We start from the raw sequence: 16,162 nt of genomic DNA, 5'->3' as shown, positions 1-16,162 counted from the left end.
CGCACGCAACAGCTATATCACCACAGAACCTGATCCATTGAGGAGGTCTTGATGAGTCGTATCGATATCTATGAAAAACTGAGCCAGCTCGGCATCAGTCTGCCGACTGCCGGCGCGCCGGCGGCCGCTTACGTGATGTGTCGTCAGACGGGAAGCAGCGTCTATCTATCCGGTCACATTGCGAAGCGCGATGGCAACGTCTGGGTGGGGAAACTCGGCGAAACATTGGCGACGGAGGAAGGCAAACAGGCCGCCCGATTGACCGCGATCGATGTACTGGCCTCGCTGCACACCTTTCTGGGCGATCTGAATCGGGTACAGGGGATCATCAAGCTCATGTGCCTCGTCAATTCGGCGCCCGACTACACCGAGCAGCATCTGGTGACCAACGGCGCGTCCGAACTGCTGGCTGAAATCTTTGGAGAGGACGGCAAGCATGCGCGTTCCGCTTTCGGCGTCGCTCAGATTCCGCTGGGTGCGTGCCTTGAACTGGAAATGACGGTACAAGTGGCCTAGGTTCGCGCGGCAGGCGCGCGCCTCAGCGCGCCAGCAGCGAAACCGTCGCGATGCCGAGAATCGTCATGATCAGCGACGTGCTCACGTGAATCGCCACTTCGCCAGCCGCCCAGCCGAGCCGGCCGTCCTGCAGGCGCTGCACGACTTCCGCGGAGAACGTCGAGAACGTCGACAGCCCGCCCATCAGACCGGTGATGACGAACAGCCGCCATTCCGGCGAGAGCTGGGGCACCCGCGCGAAGCCCGCGACCGCCACGCCGATGATGTAGCCGGCGATCACGTTGGCGGCGAGCGTGCCAAGCGGCAGGTCAGTAAAGAGTGGGTTCAGTCGAAAGCCGAGGAACCAGCGAAACAGCGAGCCGAGTGCGCCGCCAATCGCGACAGCGAGAAAAGACCAATACATGGAAGAGGATCGAACCGGGAATGTCGACAAACCGGTTGATGCGAGCGAGATGATGCCGCGTCCGCATAGCCGGGCGTAGCAGGCATCATCAGCCCCATGGGCGGTTAATGGAGAATGCCATCTCCAGCCGCGAAGTCTAACATCGGCGCGCGGATTTTGGGGACAGGCGTGTGGTCCGTGCCTTTCCCCGCGAGCGCCGCCTTTTCACTCCGGCGTCGCCGAAATCTTGTGAATCGACAGATCGGCGCCGTTGTATTCCTCTTCCTGATCGAGCCGCAGACCGACCGTCATGCGGATCACGCCATACACGACCGTGCCGCCGATCCCCGACACGACGATCCCGCCGAGCGTGCCGATGATCTGCGAGGCGAACGACACACCGCCCAGCCCGCCGAGCGCGTGGGTGCCGAAGATGCCGGCCGCGATGCCGCCCCATGCGCCGCACAGGCCGTGCAGCGGCCACACGCCAAGCACGTCGTCGATGCGCCAGCGGTTCTGCACGCAGGTGAACATATAGACGAACAGCACGCCGGCGATGCCGCCCGTGATCAGCGCGCCGAGCGGATGCATGATGTCCGAGCCCGCGCACACCGCGACGAGCCCCGCGAGCGGGCCGTTGTACGTGAAGCCCGGGTCGTTGCGGCCCGCGAACCACGCGCTCAGCGTGCCGCCGACCATCGCCATCAGCGAGTTGACCGCGACGAGGCCGCTGATCTTGTCGAGCGTCTGCGAGCTCATCACGTTAAAGCCGAACCAGCCGACCGTCAGCACCCATGCGCCGAGCGCGAGAAACGGAATGTTCGACGGCGGATGCGCGGCGATGCCGCCGTCGCGGTGATAGCGGCCGTGGCGCGCGCCGAGCAGCAGCACGGCCGGCAGCGCGACCCAGCCGCCGAACGCGTGCACCACCACCGAACCCGCGAAGTCATGGAACGGCGCGCCGAACGCCTGCGTGAGCCAGTCCTGAATGCCGAAACGGTCGTTCCACGCGATGCCTTCGAAGAACGGATAGACGAAGCCGACCAGTACGAACGTCGCGAACAGCTGCGGATTGAACTTGGAGCGCTCGGCGATGCCGCCGGACACGATCGCGGGGATCGCGGCGGCGAACGTCAGCAGGAAGAAAAAGCGCACGAGCGCATAGCCGTTGTGCTGGGCGAGCGTCGCGGCGCCGTCGAAAAACTGCACGCCGTATGCGATCGTGTAGCCGATGAAGAAGTACGCGATCGTCGACACCGCGAAGTCCACCAGAATCTTGACCAGTGCATTGACCTGGTTCTTCTTGCGCACGGTGCCGAGCTCCAGGAAGGCGAATCCTGCGTGCATCGCCAGCACCATGGCGGCGCCGATCAGAAGAAACTCGGTATCGGCGCCGTATTTCAGACTTTCCATCGATATGTCCCGCTTGTGCCAAAAAAGTGCGCTATGTGAGCAAGAAGCGGGCCAAAGTTGTGCCGGCCGCGTCGACCCGGTGCAATCGGACACCGGGCTGGGAATCCGATGGTTTCGAACGATGCGCCGTCTGAACTCGTCATGCACCTCAAAAGAGAGGCGAAGCACAACAAAAGTGCATAAATCGCCGAGGCTGCGAAGGATGACCCACACAAGGGCGAAATATTCGATTTAAATTACATCTTTATTCGGAATCCTGACGCAATAAGATGCTGACGGGGCGCGCCGATGCCCAATCCTGGCGCGCAGTGGACCAACGGGAACCGCGCCTATCGACGGGTTCGTGCCCCTCTTTCTTTTCCCGCGCAAACGCCCACATAATGTGCCGACTCCATAAAAGATCCGTCGGCCAACCCTCCCATGGGCACGCATGAGACTGACCACTAAAGGCCTGCTGCTGATCGCGATCCCGGCCGTCTTCGAACTCGCGCTGCTCACTGGCGTGGTGAAGGCGCAGGCCGATGCGACGATGGCCGAGCCGCGGGCGATGCATAGCGAGGAGGTGCTGCGCCAGAGCACGGCGATTCTCGATCCGGTGCTGTCCGAATCGGTCGCGCTGCGCGGCGCGGTACTTGCCAACGACGCGCGCTTCACGACCCCGATCGCGGTATGGATGGACGTCGACCGGCGCATCGACGAGCTCGTCGATCTCGTCGGCGACAATCCCGCGCAGGTCGAGCGCGTGGTCGAGGTGCGCCAGGCGGTGCAGGCGTACCGCCAGTGGTCCGATCGCATCTAGGACATGCTGCACGCCGGGCGGCGCGCCGAGATTCTCGCGCGCTTCGACGATCTCGCCCAGGCCGACGTGCTCGATCATTTCCGTTTGCAGGTGAGCGCGTTCCAGGCCGAGGAGCGCCGTCTCGACATGTCGCGCTCGAATGCCGTCGCCGCCGTGCGCGAGCGGGAGCAGACGCTGATCGTCGCGGCCGCGTTGGGCTCGCTGCTGTTCGTCGCGCTCGCCATCTGGATGTTCACGCGCGGCGTGCGCGGCCGGCTCGCGCTGCTGTCCGACAACGCGGGGCGGCTTGCCGGCAACGAGCCGCTCGCGCCGCTCGGCGCGGGTCGCGATGAGATCGCGCGACTCGATCTGACCTTGCACGAGACGAGCCGCCGTCTGCTCGAAGCCGAGCGCATCGAGGCGCGTTTTCACGCGGACCTCGAGCGCCGCGCCGCCGAGCTCGCGCGCATCAACGAGACGCTGCGCCAGCAGACTCAGGAAAACGAAATGTTCATCTACAGCGTGTCGCACGATCTGCGTGCGCCGCTCGTGAACCTGCAGGGATTTTCGAAGGAGCTGATTCGCGCCTGCGACGAATTGCGCGACACGGTGCGCGGCTCGTCCCTCGCGCTCAGCACGCGCGAGCGGATCGAGCGGATCGTCGACGAGGACATCGGCGAGGCGCTGCACTATCTGCAGACCGCGGTGCTGCGCGCGTCGCACATCATCGACGCGCTGCTGCGGCTGTCGCGTGTCGGACGTGTCGAGTACCGCCGCCAGAAGGTCGATGTGGGCGACATCGTGCAACGCGTCGTCGATGCGATGCAGGGCTCGATCCGCGCGCGGCGCGCGCGTGTGACGGTCGGCGAATTGCCCGCGGTATGGGGCGATCCGACCGCGCTCGAACAGATCTTCGCGAACCTGATCGGCAACGCGGTCAATTATCTGGACCCGGCGCGCGAGGGCCGCGTCGAAATCGGCACGACGCCCGCACCGCCGGGCGTGCATTCGCTGCGAATCTTCTATGTGCGTGACAACGGCCTCGGCATTCCGTCGATCGCGCTGCCGCGGCTGTTCACCGCGTTCCAGCGCCTGCACGGCAACCCGACGGCCGGCGACGGCGAGGGCATCGGCCTCGCGCTCGTGCGGCGGATGGTCGAGCGGCATGGCGGGCGAGTGTGGGCGGAATCGAAGGAGGGGGCGGGCACGACCTTCTATCTGTCGCTGCCAGAGGCGGCGGGTGCCGCGCGCGCGGAACCGGCCGCGGCTGGCGCGCCAGCGCTCGCCGCGGCAAGTCTGGCGGCGGCTCCGGCTCCGGCTCCGGCGGCGCGCGGTGTGCGCGAGAGCATGCTGGGCGCCACGGGGTCGGGCTTCAGCGCCGGAAGCGGGTTGCCCGCGCCTTCGATAGACGCGGTGCGAGGCATCACTACGCGGTAGGGGCGCTCGATCGCGCGATGCGGATGGCGTCCTGCCGTCGCTTAACCGGCGAAAATCCGCCGCGGCTTCAGCAGTCTTCGGCCGCGCACCGACCAGTAGCAACTGCATGCCAGCAGCACGGCGATGCCGGCGGACGACTCGGCCGGCGTTGTCCGAACGCCGGCAATCCCCTCGACGGCAAACAGGCCGTTCGTCACAGCCAGCAGCGCCGCCCACAGCGCGCACGCGGCCTGCATCAGCAAACGCGTTCCCTTCATATGCCGGGCGCGGGTGTCGTGCGACCAGGTGGGCGGTCGGCGCCCGCAGAAGAAGACGATCATCATCAGCATGACGACGAGGGTGACGATCCAGTCGATCAGTTTCATCGAAACAGCACTCCCTAAAAGCAGCCGCGACTATAGGGAGGTGTTTCGTCTACAACCGTCGGAAGTTTCTGAAATGTGGGAGGCCGCTGAACGATATCGAGGCGAGCGCCGCTGCATGTCGACGCCCTTTGCGGGATGCATCAATCCTCGCGGGGTTCAGGATCGAATCCAGCCTTTGCCAAGCCTTCAGTGAAGACGGCAAGGTTTTCGTCGCGCTGGATCGGCATCCAGTCGGACAAGTTGCCGAGGCGCAAGTCGGGAATCAGTTCGCGTAAGCGAATCGCGGCTTGTCGAGCTTCCGCTGCTTTCCCGAGCCAGGCCTCGCTCGCGGCGAGCGTTGCGTAGGCCATGCCGAAACCCGGCAAATCCCGGATGGCTTTCTCGGCCCACGCGGCGGCTTCGACGAAGTTGCCCATGAACAAATGCGCGGCCGACAAGCCGAACTGCATTCGGTAGCGTTCTGGATCCAGCGGGCTCAACTGCATCGCATGGGCAAATTGCCCGATCGCCTGTTCAGTCTCGCCATGCCACAAGCGGAGAAATGCGCTGAGAAACCACGCGGCGGCAAGATTGGGATTCAACTCGAGCGCCCGATCCAGCAAGGCGATACCTTCGGGCAGGTTGCCGGCCAGATGCGATAGCGCATGACCGCTGCGCGCGAGAGCTACGGCGTCGTACTTGCCCAACTCCACGGCACGACGCGCCCACCGGGCGCCTTCGGCCATTTCCGTTGGGCGATCGTGCATCCAGCCATTGATCTTGCGCCAGCAGTGACACCAGGCCGCCATCGCATACGCCGATGCAAGCTCAGGGTCGCACGCAAACGCGCGCTGAAATAACGGCAACGCTTCATCGATCGCTTCGCGGCTGCCTTGATGAAGCTGCGCCATGCCGCGCAGGTAGTAGTCGTAGGCACGCAGACTTTCGGTCGGTTTGAACCGCGCGCGAGCGATCTCCGCCTGTTCGACCTGCGGCGCAATCGCACCGACCACGCTGTCGGCGATCTGGTCCTGGAACTCGAAAATATTGTCGAGCACGCCCTCGAAGCGGCCAGCCCAATGGGTCGCGCCGGTGCCCGCGTCGACGAGCTGGCCGGTGATGCGAACGCGCCCCTGTGCCTGCCGCCAACTGCCTTCGAGCACGTAGCGCACGCCGAGCTCACGGCCGATCTGCTTCACGTCCACGTTGCGATGCTTGTAAGTGAAGCTCGAATTGCGCGCGACGACGAACAACCAGCGGTATCGCGACAGCGCGGTGATGACGTCCTCGATCACGCCGTCGGCCAGATAGTCCTGCTCCGGGTCGCCGCTGAGATTGACGAAAGGAAGGATGGCGATGGAAGGCTTGCTGGCCTGCGCCGCATCCGGCGATGACGTCTCGGTCGCCGTCGCTGTCTTCTCGCTGGCCTGATCAGATGCCGGATGTTCGGTGACGTCGGCGACAAACCGGAATCCCTTGCGCGCCACGGTTTTGATCACGCGCTGCTGCTGACCGTCATCGCCGACCGCGCTGCGTGCGGCGTTGACGTGACTGGCCATGGTGGATTCGGAAATCACGCGGCCGTCCCACACCGCATTGATCAACTCATCACGACCCACGACCCGGTTGCGATGGCTCGCCAGATAAACCAGCAGATCGAACACTTTCGGCGTCGTGGCGACCGCTTGTGAAGCGCGGCGCAAGTCGCGACGCTCCAGGTCCAGCGTGCAGTCAGCGAAAACCCATTGCATTGGGGACTCCAGAGCGAGAAAGCCGCCAGCTACGCGCTACCCGGCGCGCTGATGAAGCGGATCAAGGAATTTTGGACGGAAATACAAGGCGCAGGCAAAGCGGCGCCGGCGGCTGGAAATGATACTGCACCCATCGGATCAACCAGCAAGCGCTTCGTCAACCGAACCGGAGGAGTGGAACATGAAAGTGGTCGTCATGGGTGGCAGCGGACTGATCGGCTCCAACGTGGTGCGGCGGCTTCGCCGCGATGGTCACGACGTGGTGGCCGCATCCCCGTCGACCGGAGTGGACTTGATGACCGGCGAGGGCTTGGCGAAAGCGCTCGAAGGCGCGCAGGTCGTCGTCGATGTCGCCAACGCACCGTCCTTCGAGGACGAGGCCGTGATGACTTTCTTCCAGACGGCGGGCCGCAACCTGTTGGCCGCCGAACACGCGGCGGGCGTCGAGCACCATCTCGCTCTGTCGGTCGTAGGCACGGAACGCCTGCAGCAAAGCGGGTATTTTCGCGCCAAGGCCGCGCAGGAGACGCTGATCCAGGCGTCGACCGTTCCGTACACGCTGCTGCGTGCGACGCAGTTCTTCGAATTCGTCGGCGGCATCATCGAGGCCAGCTCCCAGCGAGGCGAGGTGCGTCTTTCGCCCGCGCTGATCCAGCCGGTCGCCGCCGACGACGTCTCCGCAGTCCTCGCCGATCTCGCAGCGGGGGTGCCGCTGAACGACACGACTGAAGTCGCCGGTCCGGACCGCTTCCCACTCGACGAGCTCGCCCGCAAGTTCCTCGCCGCGCACAAGGATCCACGCACGGTGATCGCCGATATCCACGCCCGCTATTTCGGCAGCGGACTGGACGACCGCACGTTGGTCGCCGGCAGCGGTCATCGCGTCGGCCCGACACGCTTCCACACCTGGCTCAGCCGCTCCGTCGCGAAAGACTGAACCGCATTCCCGCAACGATTTTTCCTTTCTTCAACCGCCCAAAGGACATGCCATGACCCAGCGCATCGACTACCAGCAGCAATCCCCGGAACTGTTCAAGAAGTTCGTCGAGTTCAGCCTCGTGCTCAAGAAGTCGGCCATCGAGGAAACCATCCGCCATCTCGTCGACATCCGCGCGTCGCAGCTCAACGGCTGCTCGTTCTGCGTCGACATGCACGTGAAGGAAGCCACGATCCATGACGAGCGTCCGTTGCGCCTTCATCACGTGGCCGTGTGGCGCGAGTCCAACCTGTTCACGCCGCGCGAGCGTGCGGCGCTCGCCTGGACCGAGGCGCTGACCCATATTTCGCCGCTCGGTGTGAGCGATGAAATCTACGATCGCGTGCGGACCCAGTTCTCGGAGAAGGAGTTGTCCGACCTGACCTTCCAGGTGATGTCGATCAACGCGTGGAATCGGGTCAACATCGGCTTCCGCATCCCGCCGGGCATCTACGACAAGGCTTTTGGCGTGGACAAGTCCGGTCTGGCCTGATCGATCAGCATAGGAGCACCGTCATGCATATTTCCAGATGGGTGATCGCATCGCTGCTGCTGGCAGCGGGCGCCGCACACGCGCACGAGCCGCCGCAGGCGCAAGTTTCGCCGCTGACGACCAAGGCGCTGGCAGACTATCCGGGCAAGGAAGTCACGGTGCTCTCGGTCGAGTATCCGCCCGGCAGTGCGGACCCGGTGCATCGGCATGATGCGCACGGCTTCATCTACGTGCTGGAAGGCTCGATCGTGATGGGTGTGCGCGGCGGCAAGACCGTCACGCTGAAGCCGGGCCAGACCTTTTACGAAGGTCCGAACGACGTGCACACGGTCGGGCGCAATGCCAGCAAGACCAGGCCGGCTAAATTCCTGGTTTTTCTGCTGAAGGATGCCGGTGCGCCGATTCTGACGCCGGCGAATTGACTGGCCCGTTGATATTCGCGCAACCGCGATTCAGGCGAGCAGCGGCTCGGCGAATACCGAACCGCTGCTTTTCTTCGCCTACGCAGCGAAGTCGGTGGATGACGACAGGTCCTTCCAGGCTTCCGTTTCCTGCGTCACATAAGCGTTTTTCGCGGCGATCGCGGCCAGCGTGTCCGTCCCGAGCGGCAGGCGCAACGGCGGGGACGCCGCGTCGACCAGCGCGATCATCGCGGCGGCAAGCCTGGCCGGGTCGCCGGGCTGGTTGTGATTCAGTTGCATGGCCTTGCGGCGAACCGCACCCGAGGTTTCGTCGTAATCGTCGATCACGTCCGGCGCAACGACCAGCGACGAAGCATCGAGAAAGTCCGTGCGGAAATACCCCGGCTCGACGACTGTCGCGTGAATGCCGAGCGGTTTCAACTCGGCATGCAGCGCTTCGGTGATGCCTTCGACGGCAAACTTCGTCGACGAATAGACGCCAAAGCCCGCCGCGGCACGATAGCCGCCGATCGACGAAATATTGATCACGTGGCCCGAGCGGTTCGCGCGCATCGCCGGCAATACGGCGCGGGTGACGTTGAGCAAGCCGAAGACGTTGGTGTCGTACATGCGACGCACGTCCTTGTCGGCGGATTCTTCCACCGCGCCGAGCAGACCGAACCCGGCGTTGTTGACCAGCACGTCGATGCGGCCGAATTTTTCGACTGCGGCCTGCACCGCCGCCTTTGCCTGCGCTTCGTTGGTCACGTCCAGCTCCACCGGCAGCAACGCAGCCGACTCGCCAAGCCGCTCGGTGATCGCCGCGACTTTGCGTCCGGCGGCCACCACCGCGTTGCCGTCTGCAAGCGCGGCTTCGGCAATCAATGCGCCGATGCCTCGCGACGCGCCGGTGATGAACCATACCCGCTTGAAACCGCCCTGTTGAATGTTTGCCATGATGTGTCTCCTACGTGTGAGTGATGAAGTGATGCCATCGTAGGCTCAGCGATTGACACAAACTAGCCGTACTTCGCTGGAGACATAATCAACTTATATTTGCGAATCGACGGCTCCGGCAGGATTGGCAGGCGGAACCACGGTCTGCCTCGCCGCGGTGACTCGAAGCGGCCGCGCGGCGCAACGGCGGTATCATGAGCACGTCTTAGCATCTGCGAGCCGCTCGGCGCGGCTTCTTTCTGATCATGATTTCATTTGTTTCCTCATCCTTATTGCGCCGCGCGGCGGTCGTCATCTTCGTGTTCGGCGCGCTGGCCGCGTGCCAGAAAAACGATGCTTCGGCCGGCCAGGTCGCGGGCAAGCTCAACGACGCCGCGCAGCTTGCCGGTCAGAAGCTCGATCAGGCAGCGAGCTACGTCGGCCAACAGGTCACGGCGACCAAGGACGCCGCACAGCAGAACCTCGACTCGGCCTCTGCGCCGTCGATCAGGATCGACCCGGCCGCGCTCGCGTCGAGCGCGCAGGCCAACCTGCAGAACGCGGCGAGCGCGGCCAACGCTCAGCTCGGCAGGGCCGCGTCGATCACGGGCCAAGGCCTCGAAACGGCGGGGCGCAAGCTGCAGGCGTGGTCGGCGCAGAATGCGACCTCGTCGGCTTCGGCGAGCGCATCGACCGAGTCTGCCGACGCGCAGAAGCAGATGGACAAATGACCCGCGCTCGGTTCGATCCGGCTTTCGCCGTTTGACTTTAGAGGTATATGTAATTACGATGGTTACACATTGTCGTTGCGGGACGGATCTGCTGTGAACACGAGTAGCCGGTTTGCCTTTGCCGTGCATGTGCTCGCACTGCTGTCGTTACAGGGCGGCGTGCCGTTGTCGTCGGAGATAATTGCGGGCAGCGTGAACACGAATCCCGCGCTGATCCGCCGGCTGCTGGCGATGCTCTCGGAGGCCGGCCTCACCACGTCGCAGATGGGCGCCGGTGGCGGCGCGTTGCTCGCGCGGCGGCCGGAACAGATCACGCTGCTCGACGTCTATCGCGCCGTAGAGGACGCGCAGTTGTTCGCGTTGCATCGCGAGGAGCCGAATCCCGAGTGCATGGTGGGGCGCAATATCCAGAGCGTGCTGAGCGGAATCATCGACGAAGCGCAGCAGGCGATGGAAGCGGCGCTCGCCGCACGCACGCTCGCCGATGCGACCGCCGACGTGGTCCGCTCGGAGAAGCATCGCGAGCGCAAGCGCCGGGCTTGACGGTGCCTAAGCAATGAACGGGGTGAGAGCCCCGCTTTTTTTCTCGCTATATGTAACTGTGACAGTTACATATAAAACAACCTGAGGAGTACGCTGATATGAGCAAGCAATTGAAGATCGCCTTGTTTGGCGCGACCGGCACGATCGGATCGCGGATTGCCGCGGAAGCCGCGCGTCGCGGGCATCAGGTGACGGCGCTGGTGCGCGATCCGGCGCGCGTGCCGGCCGGCGTCGCGAATCTGCATGCGGCGCAGGCCGATCTGCTCGACGCCGCGAGCGTCGGCGCGGCGGTGCGCGGTCAGGACGTCGTGGCAAGCGCGTATGCGCCGCCGCAAGGCGATCTCGCCACGCTGACGCAAGCCACGCGCGCGCTGGTCGAAGGGGTGCGCGCGGCGGGGCTGAAACGCGTCGTCGTGGTAGGCGGCGCGGGCTCGCTCGAAGTCGCGCCGGGCAAGCAGCTGGTCGATACCGACAGTTTTCCGCCCGCGTACAAGGGCATCGCGCTCGCGCACCGCGACGCGTTCGACTACTACCGCGGCGTGACCGATCTCGACTGGACGTTCTTCGCGCCGGCCGCGCTGATCGCGCCGGGCGAGCGCACCGGCAAGTTCCGCACGGGCGCGAACACGCTGATCGCGGACGCGGACGGCAACAGCCGCATTTCGGCCGAAGACTACGCGATCGCGTTCGTCGACGAACTGGAGCAGGGCCGCTTCGTCCGCCAGATCGCGACGGTCGCGTACTGACGACCGGCGCATCGAATCCGCCGGCCGCGCAAGCGTACTAACATTCGGTTACGCATGTTCGGGCGCGCCGGGCGTAACTGCGGCTACACTGGCGTCTGCCGTTTTCTCACGGATTGCCATGCAGTCATGCCCGTCGCGGCGTGAGTCCGAGGCTGCGCCGTCTGGCGGCGGGCAGCAGCCGGCGATTCTCACCGCCACTCATCTCTCCTCCGATCACACCGCTCGCGACACTGCCAGCGGCGACGTCCGTCCGCGCGTGAGCGCATATGCGCTGCTGGGTTGGTTTACCGCGCTGCTGTGCGCCACGCTGATTCTGTGCCTCGGCGCGCTGCCGCGCATCGCGCAGGCCGCCGGCCCCGCGGTCGGCGGCGGCACGCCGGTGATCCCGGCACTACAGAGCCTGATCAACAGCGCGACGGTGAACGCGACGCCCGCGTCCGAGGCCTCGGGTGCGTCGGCGCCCGAGGCGGCGTCGGCGTCGGCCCCGTCGCCCGCGAGCCAGGCGGAGCTCGCACGCTCGCTCGACAGTGTGATCGCCACGCTCGACAACGACCGCCAGCGCAGCGCGCTCGTCGCCCAGCTGAAAAAGTTGCGCGACGTATCGGAAAGCGCCGCTCACACCGTCGGCCCGCCCGCGCCGGCGGCCGTGCAACCAAGTCCGGGCCTGCTCGGCGCGATCGCATCGGGTATCGCGTCGTTCGAATCCGACGTGCACCAGGGCCGCACGCCGGTGCGCTACTGGAGCGGGCGCGTGACCGCGGCCGGCAACGAGCTGTACACGATCGTCTCCGGCCAGGGCCGCGAGGGTGTCGGCACGATCCTGCTGGCGATGCTGGGGATGCTGGCCGGCTGGGGTGCCTGTGCCGGCGCGCTGATCTATCTGCAGCATCGGGTGCACAGACGCTTCGGCATCGAACTGGTGCTGCGGCCCAATCCCACCACGCGCGAGTTGCTGATCTTCGCGTTGCGCCGCGTCGGTCCGTGGATCATCGCGTTCATCGCGGCGCTGCTGTTCATGCGCGCGATGCCCGATGCGCTCGGCCGCACGCTCGGCATGGTGGTCGCGTATGCGATCGTCGCGGGCGCGGTGTTTTCCGCGATCTGCCTGATCATGTTTTCGCTGTTCGGCTCGGGCCACCGGCGCGTCGCGGTGCGATTGCTGATCGATCACGCGCGCCGCGTGCTGTTCGTGATCGGCGTGTGCGGCGCGCTCGGCGACGCAGCCGTCAATTACGACGTCGAGCATCAGATCGGCACCAATCTCGCCGCGCTGATTTCGACCGCGGCCAACATGACGGCTGCCGTGCTGACCGGCTATTTCGCGCTCGCGTTTCGCCGGCCGATCGCGCATCTGATCCGCAACCGGCCGTACGAACAGCGCAGCGACCACCGGGCCGCGACCGATGCGTTCGAGGTGCTTGCCGCGATGTGGCACGTGCCGGTGCTGGTGCTGGCGGCCGCGTCGGTGGTCGCGACGCTGGGCGGCTCCGGCTCCAGCGAAAATGTGCTGCAGATTTCGATCGTCACCGCGCTGCTGCTGGTGCTGGCGTTTTTCCTGTCGGCGATCGTGCTGCGCATGACGCGCCCGCGCAGCGCCCGCGCGCGGCGCCGCTCGCCGTATCTGACGCGGCTGCTGCGCTTTTGCGGCACCTTGCTGACCTTGTTCATCTGGCTGTTTTTCTTCGAATTGGCGGCGCGGCTGTGGGACGTGTCGCTGGCCGAGGTGATCGAGAGGAACGTGGCGGCGCGCGGCATCGCGCATGCGATGACGGCGATCGTCGCCACCGTGTTCATCGCGTGGCTGCTGTGGATTCTGGTCGACACCGCGATCACCGAAACGCTCAATCCGGGCAGCCCGCGCAACAAGGCGCGCAGCCCGAGCACGCGCGCCCGCACGATGCTGCCGCTGGTGCGCAACGTGTTGCTCGTGTCGATCATGACGATCGGCGGCATCGTCACCGCGGCGAACCTCGGCATCAACGTGACGCCGCTGCTCGCCGGCGCGGGCGTGATCGGTCTGGCGATCGGCTTCGGCGCGCAGTCGCTGGTGACCGACCTGATCACCGGGCTTTTCATCATCATCGAGGACACGATCTCGGTCGGCGACTGGATCGACGTCGATGGCGGCCATGCGGGCACGGTCGAGCATCTGTCGATCCGCACCGTGCGGCTGCGCGACGGGCAGGGCGCGATTCACGCGATTCCGTTCTCGCAGATCAAGATCGTGAAGAACCTGTCGCGCGATTTCGCGTACGCGGTGTTCGAGGTGCGCATGTCGTTCTCGACCGATGTCGACGAGATCACGCAGCTGATCCGCGAAGTCGGCGCGGAGCTGATGGCCGACTTCCGCTACCGGCGCGAGATGCTCGGGCCGATCGAGGTGTGGGGTCTCGACCGCTTCGATCCGAACTGGATGGTCGTCAAAGGGCAGATCAAGACGCGGCCGCTGCAGCAATGGAGCGTCGCGCGGGCGTTCAATTTGCGGCTCAAGCGCAAGATGGACGAGGCGGGCATCGAGATTCCGGTCGCGCAGATGCGGGTGTACACGTCGTCGAAGGATAGCGAGGGCGAGCCGTTGCGCGACGATGAGATGACCGGGTTCGTCGCGCCTGTGGATGCCGGTGCCGACGCGCACCAGCGGGCGCGCGACGGCGCGCACGGCAAAGCGCATCAAAGGACCCATGAACCCGCGCGCGAGCGAACCCGCGAAGCGGCGCACGAGTATCCGCGCGAAGCGGAGTATGAAGTGGGCGCTGTGGGCCCGTCGGCGCGCGCATCGACACATGTGCCGCTTGCGCCCGCGCGTGACGTGTCGCACGATCCGCGTCCGGCGCCGCCACCGACCGGACAGACCGCGCCGATTCCGCCGCAGATTCCGACGGCGGGCGATGTCGGAGGAAAGAGTTGAGGCGGGGGTTTGTTGGGCAACGCGCGAAGACGGTCGCGTGCTTGTGTGCTCGCATGACTGCGTAGTCGCGCGAACGCGTTACGTCACATCCCGTCACACGTCAGGTCACGTCACGTCCCGTCGTGACGTGCACCGTCGTCACACCATCTCCGCGGCATCGGCCGTGCGCACGATGTCGTTCACGTGCGTCCCGATCCGCGCGCCTTCGACGCCATAGATATGCAGCGACACCGCCGGCGCGTCACTGCTGTTGCCGAGCCGATGAATCGCTGCGCGGCCGCCGCGCACGTACGACACCGCGCCGCGGTTGCGCGTCAGGGCGCGCAGCGCGCTCGCGCATTGCTGCGCGTCGTTCCATTCGAAGACCGTTTCGCTCAGCTGGCCTTCGACCACCGTGTAACCGCACCACGTGTGATGTGCATGCACGGGGCTCGCCTGGCCGGGCTGCCAGACCAGCGCGGCGATCGCATAGCGGCCTTGCGGATCGGCGACGAGCAGATGGCGCCGATAAGTTTCGGCGGAACCTTCGCGTTGCACCGGTGCGAGCAGCGCCGGGTCGGCGGCCGCCTCGGCGAGCGCGAGCCGCATGGTGCGCGCGAAGAACGTCGAATGCGACGGTTCCGGAAATTTCGCGCAGGCTTCGAACATCGCGTCGAGCGTGTCGCACAGGCGCTCGAGCGGTGTGCGCTTCATATCGCGCAGCGTGTGCATAGGTAACGCGGTCGCTTCGAGGCGGGCCGGGTCCGGCAGCGACTTCAGGTAGTCGGGAAGGTGCTTGAAAGCGGTGGCGCGAAGGTCGTCGCTCATGATGGTGATGCAGCGCGGGCGCTGCTGGTCGGCAATTTTCGGTATGGATATTTATACCGGTTTGCCCGGAGAAAGAGTTTCCATATAATTCCCTCCGCTGTCAGAAAAGTAGAATAATTTCCTATGAGGGGTGGGGGTATGGGTATGGATATCATCGATCGGAAGCTGCTCGAATTGCTGCAGGCGGACGCGACGATGCCGATCGCCGAACTCGCGCAGCGCGTGAACCTGTCACAGACGCCATGCTGGAAGCGGCTGCAGCGCCTGAAGGACGCGGGCGTGATTCGCGCGCAGGTGGCGCTGTGCGACGCGCGCAAGCTGGGTGTCGGAACCACGGTGTTCGTGGCGGTGCGCACGAACCAGCACACGGACACATGGGCCGCCGCGTTCGCGCAGGCGGTGCGCGATATCCCCGAAGTGGTCGAGGTCTACCGGATGAGCGGCGAGACGGACTATCTGCTGCGCGTGGTGGTCTCCGATATCGATGACTACGACCGGATCTACAAGCAGTTGATCACGGCCGTGCCGCTGTACGACGTGAGTTCGAGCTTCGCGATGGAGCAGATCAAGTATTCGACGGCGTTGCCGGTGCGTTCGTCGGCGGTAACGTGATGCTCGTGGAGCATCCGTGAGCGCCAGGAGCGCCGCTTGCTGTTTCGATAGCAAATGCGCTCCGGCGCATCCATGCCGACCCCATCGGCTGCAAGCCGCGTGCAAGCTCGCTGGGCGTAGAATGCCGCCTTCTCCGACCCATCCGCGACTGCTACGCGAACCGAGCCCGCTTCATGACCAGACCGCCGCGCAAGAAGAACCCGACCTTTGGCATCGCCGTCTTTATCGTGGTGGCGATTCTGCTCGTGACCGCAACGCTGATCTACAACGCGATCCGTCAAAAGCACGAGTTCGAGAGCCAGCCCACGCAGGTGCCGCCGGTGGCCTCGGAGGCAGCGGCGGCGGTCAACGCGCTGAGACCGGCGAGCGGCGCCGCGCAATAACGCCC

At 65.2% G+C, this 16,162-nt stretch carries 16 protein-coding genes, 1 pseudogene and 1 riboswitch; of the genes and pseudogenes, 11 read left to right on the top strand and 6 right to left on the bottom strand.

What is annotated here, in order from left to right; all coding sequences use genetic code 11:
- The first annotated feature begins 51 nt into the window (after positions 1 to 51).
- Entirely contained in the window at positions 52 to 516 is a 465-nt protein-coding gene (locus tag VSR82_RS15665; protein WP_429460105.1) for a RidA family protein, read from the top strand.
- 22 nt (positions 517 to 538) lie between these two features.
- Here the strand turns inward: VSR82_RS15665 and crcB are convergent, their stop codons facing one another.
- Positions 539 to 919, bottom strand: coding sequence for a fluoride efflux transporter CrcB (gene crcB / locus VSR82_RS15660; RefSeq protein WP_368585592.1), 381 nt, complete (start codon positions 917 to 919; stop codon positions 539 to 541).
- Between the two features lie 72 nt (positions 920 to 991).
- A riboswitch (Fluoride riboswitch) is annotated at positions 992 to 1,053 on the bottom strand.
- Positions 1,054 to 1,123: 70 nt separating this feature from the next.
- On the bottom strand, positions 1,124 to 2,311 hold the full coding sequence (locus tag VSR82_RS15655; protein WP_429460102.1) for an ammonium transporter: 1,188 nt from the start codon (positions 2,309 to 2,311) through the stop codon (positions 1,124 to 1,126).
- A 430-nt stretch (positions 2,312 to 2,741) separates the two neighbouring features.
- Between VSR82_RS15655 and VSR82_RS15650 the strand changes: the two are divergent.
- A pseudogene (locus VSR82_RS15650) lies at positions 2,742 to 4,526 on the top strand (sensor histidine kinase).
- Positions 4,527 to 4,567: 41 nt separating this feature from the next.
- Here the strand turns inward: VSR82_RS15650 and VSR82_RS15645 are convergent.
- Together VSR82_RS15645 and VSR82_RS15640 are read right to left on the bottom strand one after the other, a co-directional pair.
- A complete protein-coding gene (locus VSR82_RS15645) occupies positions 4,568 to 4,891 on the bottom strand; it encodes a hypothetical protein (protein WP_410848971.1) in 324 nt (107 codons plus the stop codon).
- A 140-nt stretch (positions 4,892 to 5,031) separates the two neighbouring features.
- Complete coding sequence (locus tag VSR82_RS15640; RefSeq protein WP_429460097.1) at positions 5,032 to 6,621, bottom strand: winged helix-turn-helix domain-containing tetratricopeptide repeat protein; 1,590 nt, start codon at positions 6,619 to 6,621, stop codon at positions 5,032 to 5,034.
- A gap of 181 nt (positions 6,622 to 6,802) precedes the next feature.
- Between VSR82_RS15640 and VSR82_RS15635 the strand changes: the two genes are divergently transcribed.
- The 3 genes from VSR82_RS15635 to VSR82_RS15625 are packed head-to-tail and all read left to right on the top strand — an operon-like array spanning position 6,803 to position 8,512.
- On the top strand, positions 6,803 to 7,558 hold the full coding sequence (locus VSR82_RS15635; protein ID WP_410848969.1) for an SDR family oxidoreductase: 756 nt from the start codon (positions 6,803 to 6,805) through the stop codon (positions 7,556 to 7,558).
- Positions 7,559 to 7,610: 52 nt separating this feature from the next.
- Complete coding sequence (locus VSR82_RS15630) at positions 7,611 to 8,090, top strand: carboxymuconolactone decarboxylase family protein (RefSeq protein WP_368585598.1); 480 nt, start codon at positions 7,611 to 7,613, stop codon at positions 8,088 to 8,090.
- Positions 8,091 to 8,113: 23 nt separating this feature from the next.
- Positions 8,114 to 8,512: a cupin domain-containing protein gene (locus VSR82_RS15625; protein ID WP_429460094.1), complete on the top strand. Its 399-nt coding sequence runs from the start codon at positions 8,114 to 8,116 to the stop codon at positions 8,510 to 8,512.
- Positions 8,513 to 8,590: 78 nt separating this feature from the next.
- On the opposite strand, the gene VSR82_RS15620 is transcribed toward VSR82_RS15625, so the two are convergent.
- Positions 8,591 to 9,448, bottom strand: a complete 858-nt coding sequence (locus VSR82_RS15620; protein ID WP_429460092.1) for an oxidoreductase — start codon at positions 9,446 to 9,448, stop codon at positions 8,591 to 8,593.
- 245 nt (positions 9,449 to 9,693) lie between these two features.
- On the opposite strand from VSR82_RS15620, the gene VSR82_RS15615 reads away from it, so the two are divergent.
- From VSR82_RS15615 to VSR82_RS15600, 4 genes are all read left to right on the top strand, one after another.
- Positions 9,694 to 10,158, top strand: a complete 465-nt coding sequence (locus VSR82_RS15615; RefSeq protein WP_429460090.1) for a BCAL1086 family glycoprotein — start codon at positions 9,694 to 9,696, stop codon at positions 10,156 to 10,158.
- A gap of 93 nt (positions 10,159 to 10,251) precedes the next feature.
- Positions 10,252 to 10,701, top strand: a complete 450-nt coding sequence (locus VSR82_RS15610; protein WP_429460088.1) for an Rrf2 family transcriptional regulator — start codon at positions 10,252 to 10,254, stop codon at positions 10,699 to 10,701.
- 98 nt (positions 10,702 to 10,799) lie between these two features.
- Positions 10,800 to 11,447 carry an NAD(P)-dependent oxidoreductase gene (locus VSR82_RS15605; RefSeq protein WP_429460086.1) on the top strand — a complete coding sequence of 216 codons (648 nt, stop codon included), beginning with the start codon at positions 10,800 to 10,802 and terminating at the stop codon, positions 11,445 to 11,447.
- Between the two features lie 118 nt (positions 11,448 to 11,565).
- Positions 11,566 to 14,355, top strand: a complete 2,790-nt coding sequence (locus tag VSR82_RS15600) for a mechanosensitive ion channel family protein (protein ID WP_429460084.1) — start codon at positions 11,566 to 11,568, stop codon at positions 14,353 to 14,355.
- Between the two features lie 138 nt (positions 14,356 to 14,493).
- Here the strand turns inward: VSR82_RS15600 and VSR82_RS15595 are convergent, their stop codons facing one another.
- On the bottom strand, positions 14,494 to 15,162 hold the full coding sequence (locus tag VSR82_RS15595) for a cysteine dioxygenase family protein (RefSeq protein ID WP_429460082.1): 669 nt from the start codon (positions 15,160 to 15,162) through the stop codon (positions 14,494 to 14,496).
- A gap of 138 nt (positions 15,163 to 15,300) precedes the next feature.
- On the opposite strand from VSR82_RS15595, the gene VSR82_RS15590 reads away from it, so the two are divergent.
- Both VSR82_RS15590 and VSR82_RS15585 read left to right on the top strand, forming a co-directional pair.
- Positions 15,301 to 15,774 (top strand): Lrp/AsnC family transcriptional regulator, encoded by a 474-nt coding sequence (locus tag VSR82_RS15590; protein ID WP_368585605.1) that lies wholly within the window; start codon positions 15,301 to 15,303, stop codon positions 15,772 to 15,774.
- Between the two features lie 173 nt (positions 15,775 to 15,947).
- Positions 15,948 to 16,157: a hypothetical protein gene (locus VSR82_RS15585; RefSeq protein WP_410848962.1), complete on the top strand. Its 210-nt coding sequence runs from the start codon at positions 15,948 to 15,950 to the stop codon at positions 16,155 to 16,157.
- The last annotated feature ends 5 nt before the right edge of the window (positions 16,158 to 16,162 follow it).

Origin of the sequence: Burkholderia sp. JPY481 (genome assembly GCF_038900515.1) — a bacterium.
GTDB classification, from domain to species: Bacteria; Pseudomonadota; Gammaproteobacteria; order Burkholderiales; family Burkholderiaceae; genus Paraburkholderia; species Paraburkholderia youngii.
Note: the sequence above shows the minus strand (reverse complement) of the source record. Positions and strands in the feature narration are given on the sequence as shown.